A 9,104-nucleotide genomic window follows, 5' to 3' on the forward strand; every position below is an offset into this window, starting at 1 on the left:
AAAACAAAGGAGTGAGTGCATGAAAAAAATGAGTTGCCTCTGCCTTTTATTTTTTAGCTGTCTCTTGCTTCTATCTGTTTCTACGCCAGTGTTTGCCTCTCCAGAAGGAGATAGAAATGGTGTGGTTGTGCAAGAAACGACAACGGATGTCGATCGGATTTATGAACGTTATAAAGACAATTCGTTTGAATTAATGACAAAAGAAATGCCTAAGGAATCTCTAACGGGATTTAAAGAAACGTTGACAAATGCGACAGGAACCATGAAAAATATGGTTTGGGGAATGGTGAAAGGAATCGGGCAATTTAACGCAGAGATGGTGAAGTTTCTTTTCACATTGGACGTCATTACACCCATTAAAGACCCGGTTCAAAAACTGACTGCTAGTATTGCTGGGAATATGTTAAGTATTGCCGGAAGTATTGGCATCGGGTTTGTCACATTGATCATGGGGATCAAATTTATTGGGGAGCAACGCTTTCGAAAAGCATTTCGTGTATTTGGAATGACGATTTTGATTTTTACAGGACTTTCTGTTTGTAAGGATGCCACTACGTCTGATTCATTGTTTAATCAAATGTTTGAAGCAGATAAACAAATCGAAGCCGAATTTGTCAAAGTGAATCCTGTATTAAATGGCGAAAGTGTTCCAGAAAGTAAAGATGGGAACGTCAATGCCCGCATGAAAAGTGCCGGTGAATTGATGGCTTCACGTATTTTTTATACAAACGTGTACGAGCCGTATTTATTGATGAATTATGGTTCGTCTGTTCCTGAGTATATTCGAAAGAAATCGGTCGAATACAAAGGGAAATCCTATGATCGAATTCAAATTCTTTTAGATAATGACGTCAATCAGGACAAAAATATTGAATTGCATGAAGAAGTGACGAAGTATGAGGCAGAAGAACTGAACAATCGAACCGTCCAATATTTTAAAAATTTAGACAATATGTTTTATGGTTGTTTTTACTTGATCGTTAATCTCATTCAAACGGTGGTTTATTTTCTTTTCTGCTTTATCCGACTAATTATTGCGGTGATGCAAGTATTTTTACTGCCTTTATTACCCATTCTTTTGTTAGTAGGACTGTTTATGACAGAGATGAATGTATTTGCGAATTATTTTAAGGCATTTGGCATAACGATCTTTATGAAAGGGATGATGGGCTTTGCCTGTGTCTTTTTTGCGACATTTTTGTCTTTAGGCTTTCAGTTGAGTAATAAAGTAAGCAATCCATGGCAGAAGATTCTAACAATGTTGGTGTATTTATTTATGCCATTTGGGTTATATATCTTCCGGCGATTCTTAGGCAGTTTGTTTACGGGCAGGGTCTCTTTAGCAGATGGCCTAGCGTTTGTGACACATCCATTTAGTACCGAAAAGAAACTGCGTACAGCGGCAAAAGAACGGGAAAAAGAACATAAACTTCGTCGAAAAATGGCACAAGAAGAACGAAAAGATGCACTGAGAAAACGACAAGAAAAAGCACAAAAGCAAGGGAAAACCGAGCTTGGATTAAAACAACAACCCGTGAAAGAACGAGAAGCCAAGCGCAGTGTCTTGCGACAGGAATTAAACGCAAAAAAAGCACAGCACAATGCACCAAATCACGTAGAAAAAGCACAACAGAGCCTACAAAATCTACACGTAAAAGGCCGCCAACAGGAATTGAAGGAACAACAACAGCTTGCCCGGCAACGGCAGCGTAAAGCCTACGACAAGGAGAACCTACAAACAGCCGCCGCACTAGTGGCCGCCAATCAACACTTGAGAAATGGAACACCGTTAACAGATAGTAAATCGGACCCAAGAGAGAACCCGCAAGGGACACAAATCCGTCAATCCAACCGACGGATCGGACAATCCAGGAAAGGAAGAGTAGACGGTCAACGTTCAACGGTACGCCGGCAAGGGCAAAAACAAGCGCTAGCTAAGACAGAAGGTGCACAGACGGGAATCAAGCAGCGCCAAGCGACACACCATCGATCCATCGCCCGTAGCCAACACCGAACGAGTGGTCAAAAACCGGTTAAACCGACCATTACACCAAACACCAACAGCCAACTAAGAGGGCGTTCTTTAAATGGCGCAGGAGGCAGTCCGCTGCGACAAAAAGCACCTGTTCGTCAAAAGATGCAAGCGGTTCAACAAGTAATTGAGCAACAGTCACCGAAGGGACAAAGGAGCCAAACAAAAGAAAACCGTCCAATGCCAACGGCTGCACCACCAATTACACGTATGGCAAAACGAAATGCACCACCTGTAAACGTAAAAAAAGCAAAGAACGGGCCAGCTGTTCGGCGAACCATTAAAGCCAAGACAGCCCGACCTTCTGTAACAAATCCAACGAAGGGAATGAGACAACCTCGTGCAAGAAAATAATTTTTTTAATGGACTGTTTCAGCCCAAAAAACAAAAAGGGACCAACCTCCCCCCACAACGGACAAGATACCAGCAACTACTCCTTGTTTTTTGTTTTATAGGTGTGTTGCTCTATCCGTTTTCATTTGCGGGCGTGATTCCTCTGTTAGTGGTACAAATGATTGATAGGAAGGATAAAGCAGCCCATGTGTATGATAGGGAATATGAGAGCTTCTTACTACGGAGAAGCTCTCTTTTTTTGATTGTTGCTTTTTTCTTTTTTGTTCTGAATCTTCTTTGTTTTATTTTCTGGATTCCTCGGGGTTATTTTTCTGCGTATCTCTTTTTTCCATTGAATTTGTTGGAAACCAGGTTAACATTTAACTGGCAGACAGTGATTGCCTTAGTTCTTGGTGGGTGTGGCATGGGCAGTATTTTTCTTTCGTTTTCCGCATTTCTTGTGAAACGAAAAGTGGTATCGAAAGAAGAAAAAGAGAAACAACTCATGGCATCGAAAGCCTATAAAATGCGAAAAAAGGAGAAGTTCAAAGAATCACAACGATACACGGAAGAGAATGAAGCCGCCTATCAAGCCGCCATTCATGAGGCGGATGATGTGTTATTTGAGCAATTAAAACAACAGTTTTTATTAGGGACAAGTGAATTTGGGTTACCTTATATCATTCCTTTTGAAGAGTTTAACCAACATACGCTCATTCCAGCGACAACGGGTTCTGGGAAGACGACGTTATTACAATTACTGGTTCAACATGCGGCTAAATTTCATATTCCGTTGATTTTAATTGATGGAAAAGGCGCACGAGAAACCTATGAAGCAATGAAAAAAGTCGCAGGGAAATATGGGCGGAAGGTTCGTTCTTTTACCGATGATGGAGAGATGCGATATAACCCAGTTGCCCATGGGAATGCGATTTCTGTACGGGATAAATTGGTCACATTGGCAGAAACGGAGAGTGTATTCTATTCTGGTGCCGCAAAATCATTGCTTCAAGCAACGGTCCAATTGATTGATGCGTTTCAAGGGACATCGATCAATTGGGAGCAGGGCAAAGAAGGCAAGAAAATCATTGAACGAAGCTTGCCATTTATTCAGTATTATTTACTTCCTAGAAACGTATTGGATTTGTTTGCGGATCAAATACTTGCGCATTATCCTAAACTATTTGAAGTAGAAGTTGAGAAAACAATTTCTAAAAAAAATGAACAAAGCAAAAAAAAGGCCATTCAACAAAGTGAGATGGAAGAAGTTTTTAATGATGATTTGCAAGAAAATATGGAACAAACTGACATTAAAACAGATGAAATGGAAGAGCAAGCTTCTCCAGTGGTTGAAACAGAAATCGTTCACTTGGATCGAAAAACATTGGATCTCGTGTCTTATTATGCATTAATCAAACGTCATTTGATGTATCTTTTGAATGAGGAAAACGAAGTTGATCAAGTGAAGCAAGAGTTATTCGAACGATTATTTGTACGCTACGAGCATAAAAAATCTCCCTTTTATTTGTATGCGACTTCCGAAGCGTTACAGAACAATATTAATATGTTATTGGACAGTGAGTTGGGGAGCTTGTTTGACACATCGAATCATCAAAACCTCTTAGACATTCAACAAATTGTGCGACGAAAAGACATCGTATATGTTTCGTTGAATGGGTTAATTTATAAAGAATACATTCGAACGTTGGCGCAAATGCTTGTGGGAGACATCAACTATTATGCCTCAGAAATGTATCGAAAGCATCGAAAAATCGAGCTCGTGGTGCTTTTTGATGAACCTAGTTCGTATCTCAATGAAACCTTTATTGATCTAGTGAATAAAGGTCGGGGAGCTGGGATCTATGGCTTTTTTTCTCCACAAACAATGGCTGATATTGCGAAACTTGGTGACAAATTACAAGAACAATTGGTGGGCAATGTGAATACATTGATCATCGGAAAGACGAATGAGCCAGGCGAAGCGGAGTATTGGAGTAACACGATTGGAACATATGAAGACATCGAATTGACAACGATGATTGAACAAGAAGAAGGCTATTCAGATGTTGGAAGAGCGGATTGGACGGGGCAACGAGGAACCAAACGAAATGTCAATAAATTCAAAATCAGTCCCGATCGAATCAAAGGATTACGCACTGGGGAATTCATTGTGTATCGAACAGCGAAAGAAAGTGACGTTCCCCCGCAATTGGTTTATGTGCGAAATGTATTAGGTAGGGACGACTGATCAAACTTTTTGGATACGAAAATAGTTCTTTTTTGTATCCTTAAAAAAGAGGTGAGAAAATTGGATCCAATCCTTTATAATTATTATATTGATTTCATTTCAAAAAAGAAAAATACTTATCGGCTTTTGTGTTTGCTTCATGAAATGAGAATTGTTTCAAAAAATCAACTAGTACGATTTTTTGAACTTGGGAATTTATGTAACAAACATACTGTAAAGCAAATGTTAGCTAGTTTAAAGAAGAAACAACTTATAGATAATATCAGAAATTCTGAAGGGGCATATTATTTTTTGACACAAGAGGGGTACAATTACGTTGGCGGATACTATTCTTTGCCGAAAGTCCCGGAATATAATTTGAATCATCATCTACAAGTGAATGATTATTTGATCAAGATGTTGGAGATGACAGGAACGCATCCTCATTTGAAATTTGTTCTCTCTGAGCGTAGACAAGTATATGAAACAAAAGATTTTGCGGATCGACGTAATCGAAAAAAATATTTTGTGGCAGATTTTATATTTCGTTTTCGAACAAAGCAAGACTATGAAGTGAATTGGTCATTTGAAATTGAATTAACCATGAAAACGAGAAGACGTTATCGAGAAGGAATTTTTCCTAAATATTTGGCAGAACTAAAGAAACGAGAATATGCTCGCCTAATTTATGTGACACCTAGTCCGGTTATTAAAGAAGAATTAGATCGCTTTAAAGGTTATTTCTTGAAAAAAGTAGGAGAAGAGAACGAACAATTATTTAATCGCCTTCATGTTTTTTCGTCAAATGAATTCGAAAACGAAATGAAACGTTTGATTAAAGAAGATCGATTTATTAATTGGTGAAAAACGGTGAATCGTTTTTCAGTTCCTAGCACTACGGTTCTTACGAACCTAGAATAGTCAATAATGAAAAAGAAAAAATAGGAAAGAGGGAAAAGAAATGATTACTGTACAAGCGACAGGGAGATTAACCAAGGAGCCGCAATTGCGGTATACAAATGAAAATGGAGTCGCAGTCGCAAATTTTACACTTGCGTGCAAAAGAAATCGTCCCAATAAAAAAGGAGAAACAGAGACGACTTTTTTACAATGCGTACTCTGGGGAAATCCAGCCGAGGTTTTAGCTAAATATGTTCATAAAGGAAATTTGATTGCGGTGCATGGGGAATTACAAAATCGGAATTTTGATGACCGTCAAGGAGTTACTCGTTATGTGACATCGTTGCTTGTTGAAAATTTTGAGTTTTTAGAAAAGAAAAAAGAGAATCAGGAAAAAGATGACCTAGATGAGTAGTTGGTCGATGGATGGGGGATCATTCTTGCAGATGTTAAGGGTCAAAAACTTTTAAGTTTTTGACCACAAGAAACACTCTTGATATGTCGGGCTTTATTAGGTGTCAGAAACTTATGTCCAGAAAGTGTGGTGAAAAAATGACTATTTTGGGTTATTCTAGGGTTAGTACTAGTCATCAAGAGTACAAAACCCAAATTCAAAAATTAGAAGCTGCTGGGGCAGAAAAAATTTTCAGTGAAACCTATACTGGGACAAAAAAAGAAGGTAGAAAAGCATTAGAAGAATTGCTTTTGACTGTGGAAAATGGGGATCACGTTTTCGTAACAAAGATTGATCGTTTAGCAAGAAGTATCGTTGATTTAAATATGATCATCTCTACTTTAAACGAATCCGGCGTGACAGTTACTTTTTTAGACAATGCCTTGACGTTTGAACCGAACAAAAAAGATTCGATGCAAACGCTGATGATGAATATGCTTGGTAGCTTTGCGCAGTTTGAGAGAGACTTAATCGTGACCAGGACGCAAGAAGGAAAGCAGTGGCAGAGAGCCAATAAAAAGAATTACAAAGAAGGTCGCCCTAAGCGAGTGTTGAACGATCGATACAAGCATGCGTTGGATCTAATGGAAATGAACAGCATGAGAGAAGTGGAAAAGAAAACAAAGATTTCATTATCCACGTTAAAACGAATTAAGAAACAAGCAATCGAAGAACAGAGAATCAATAAACGAGAATAAAAGCAGGAGAGGAGGACATTCGTTGGATTATTTTATTCATTTAAAAAATCAACTGATTCATGAGTTAGAGGGAGTTACGATCGATTCAAGTGAAGAGAAAGAAGCAACTATCCGCCAATTGGTGGACGGTTTATTTGTGTATCAAGCACTTTGGAAAAAATATCCTATGAAAAAAGAGTCAGAAGTCGCTCCGGAAAAAGAAAGTGATCGTTTACTTCGTAAACTACGTGGGGGATGGTTAGAAAAATATCAAGTGTTTGTCCCGGAGCGAGAGATTCGGGAAAATCAATGGGAACACGGAGATTGGTTAAAACCGGTAGCATCTGTTAGTAAGAAACAATCATTTGAGTTAATGAAAAAAGATCCTTTACCAATTGATCGGGAAGAGGCCACGTTTCTTCCTGTGGAACAGGCCGAAGAGGGGTTCTTATACGTCGTGATAAAGGATCAACAATTGGAAGTGCCGATAAAAGTGGGAATCAGTGAAAAAGATCAGCGGTATTTTTCACTTGAGGCAGGCGATATGGTGGACTATGCGTATCCAACAGATGATGTGTTGAGAGGAAAAGTCATTTGGAAATATCCGCATATAGATCAGGTACGAGTGAAAGAAGAGTTGCGAAAATTAAAAGCAACAGAACCGAAAAAGAAAGATAATTCTCCGTCAAAGGCACGTCGACGTGTTAAACAAGACCTAATAAATATTACGGTTTTAATGGTTGGAGGAGATCATAAGAAATTACAGCGAAATAACCAAGAAGCAATCGAAGCACGTGGGGGAAAATTTCTTTATTTGACTGGGGATGAGACGACTAAAACGATTCAAACGACTGTAGTAAAAGCGAATTTAGTGATTGTCTATACCCAGAGTATTGGACATAAGGGGATGCACGCGGTAAAAGCTTTTTGTAAGGAATACTGCATTCCGATTTCTTTTACAAAAAATATAGGCACTACAGGTTTTGTTCGTCGCGTGAAGGAACGATTAAAACGAAGAATCTGAAGACTTTGACAATTTAGAGAAAAACGAGACCCAGGTGGAGTAGACGTCACCTGGGTTATCTCTGTCTTTATCTACAAGTTTAAATAACAAATACAATTAAATGATTTTCTGTTAAAATAAAATAGATATTACAATAAAATTAATTATACATGAAAAAGACAAGAAAAAACAGACTGTTTTTTCAACGGATTTTATGACAATCTATTCTTGTGAAGGTTGTTACAAGGCAGAAAGGAGTAAAACAAAAAGCGGGAAAAGTTCGCTTTGGAAACGACAAAAAGAAAGTAAAAATAACTACCAGCCAAATAAAAAAGCCTGCAAATAAAAAGTCAAGAGGAAAATGAATAAAGATTTATCTGAATTGAAGGCATGACAAATAGAACCACCGATTATCGCTGGTTTCGACTTATGCTTAAAAACTAAGATCAATCCTCACCTGGAAGTGATGCAAGGTACTCTTTTACTCGTCCGTAGTAGATGCGTAGAAACTTGTTCGCACCCGCAGTCATGTAAACGTAGTACGGTTTTCCCTCTGCTCGCTTCTTAGAAATAAATGCGTAAACCGGATCCGTTTCAGGCGAAGTTTTCACTAAAACGTCCATTACCTGAAACAGTGATTTACGTAGTTGAGCAGATCCGCGTTTGGAAGTTCGGACACTTTTCTGATTATAGCTGCTGGATTGATTCACACCAGGATCTACTCCTGCAAAAGCAGTCAAAGCACCTCGATGAGAAAACCGTCGAATATCGCCAATCTCCGCCATCAGTTGTGGTCCTAATGATGGGCCCACGCCTTTCATAGCCATGACTATCGGATATTCTGGCAATTGCGCAGCTGTATGATCCATCTGTAGGCGCAACTGCTCAACAGTCCTAGAAAGAGTATTTAACTGCTCAATCGCTTGCATAATCAGACCTTTTGTCCGTTTATCTTTCGGTAAAAGAGCAATCAACTTTTTAGAGGCTTCAAAGATTTGTACTGGTTTCTCTGGGTGAAAGTCGTAGCCTTTACGCGTACAGAACTTCTGATAACGTTCAGTGAAAGCAGCCAGAGAGCCTTTCCGAACACAGTCGACATGCCAAAAAGAGGTGACAAAATCAACCCATTTTTGACTGCCGTCTTTTCGAACAGGGCTGGTAAAAAAAGTATTCGCCCCAGGAAACGTTTGATCTAAAAGAGAAATGAGATTATTTTTGAGAGCTGTTTTATGTTTCATGTAAAAATCAAACTGTCGGTTCATGATTTTTAGTTGGTCTCTTGTCTTATCCATAAGGTTATACTGTCGCAGGTCATTCCAGTTGTCAAGCGCATAACGAGCGATTTTGACGGCATCCTTTTTGTCAGATTTCACTTTACGAAGGGAATTGTTTCCAAAATCTTTAATGAGTTTTGGATTGACCAAACTGACATAAAAACCCGCATCGGTAAGCCAATGAGCGACAGGCTCGTGATAGCG

The 9,104-nt window shown here is 38.9% G+C and carries 7 protein-coding genes; 6 read left to right on the plus strand and 1 reads right to left on the minus strand.

The features are described 5' to 3' along the window. Positions 1-19 precede the first annotated feature (19 nt). From A5883_RS15860 to A5883_RS15885, 6 genes are all read left to right on the plus strand, one after another. Positions 20-2,386, plus strand: a complete 2,367-nt coding sequence (locus tag A5883_RS15860) for a CD3337/EF1877 family mobilome membrane protein (protein ID WP_086339025.1) — start codon at positions 20-22, stop codon at positions 2,384-2,386. Beyond that, on the plus strand, positions 2,373-4,613 hold the full coding sequence (locus tag A5883_RS15865) for a TraM recognition domain-containing protein (RefSeq protein WP_086339026.1): 2,241 nt from the start codon (positions 2,373-2,375) through the stop codon (positions 4,611-4,613). The genes A5883_RS15860 and A5883_RS15865 overlap by 14 nt, the downstream gene beginning before the upstream one ends. 60 nt (positions 4,614-4,673) lie before the next feature. Further along, entirely contained in the window at positions 4,674-5,456 is a 783-nt protein-coding gene (locus A5883_RS15870) for a replication-relaxation family protein (RefSeq protein WP_086339027.1), read from the plus strand. A 97-nt stretch (positions 5,457-5,553) separates the two neighbouring features. Continuing rightward, positions 5,554-5,907, plus strand: coding sequence for a single-stranded DNA-binding protein (locus tag A5883_RS15875; RefSeq protein ID WP_086339028.1), 354 nt, complete (start codon positions 5,554-5,556; stop codon positions 5,905-5,907). A gap of 113 nt (positions 5,908-6,020) precedes the next feature. After that, entirely contained in the window at positions 6,021-6,644 is a 624-nt protein-coding gene (locus tag A5883_RS15880; protein ID WP_086339029.1) for a recombinase family protein, read from the plus strand. A gap of 22 nt (positions 6,645-6,666) precedes the next feature. Beyond that, complete coding sequence (locus A5883_RS15885) at positions 6,667-7,647, plus strand: DUF2325 domain-containing protein (protein WP_086339030.1); 981 nt, start codon at positions 6,667-6,669, stop codon at positions 7,645-7,647. 425 nt (positions 7,648-8,072) lie between these two features. On the opposite strand, the gene A5883_RS15890 is transcribed toward A5883_RS15885, so the two are convergent. Next, positions 8,073-9,104, minus strand: a 1,032-nt coding sequence (locus A5883_RS15890) for an IS110 family transposase (protein ID WP_086339031.1), incomplete at its 5' end; no start/stop codon positions are given.

This window comes from Enterococcus sp. 5B3_DIV0040 (assembly GCF_002140755.1).
Lineage (GTDB): Bacteria > Bacillota > Bacilli > Lactobacillales > Enterococcaceae > Enterococcus_D > Enterococcus_D casseliflavus.

Coding starts and splice junctions, on each gene's coding strand:
- A5883_RS15860 (WP_086339025.1), top strand. CDS start 20: ATGAAAAAAATGAGTTGCCTCTGCCTTTTATTTTTTAGCTGTCTCTTG.
- A5883_RS15875 (WP_086339028.1), top strand. CDS start 5,554: ATGATTACTGTACAAGCGACAGGGAGATTAACCAAGGAGCCGCAATTG.
- A5883_RS15880 (WP_086339029.1), top strand. CDS start 6,021: ATGTCCAGAAAGTGTGGTGAAAAAATGACTATTTTGGGTTATTCTAGG.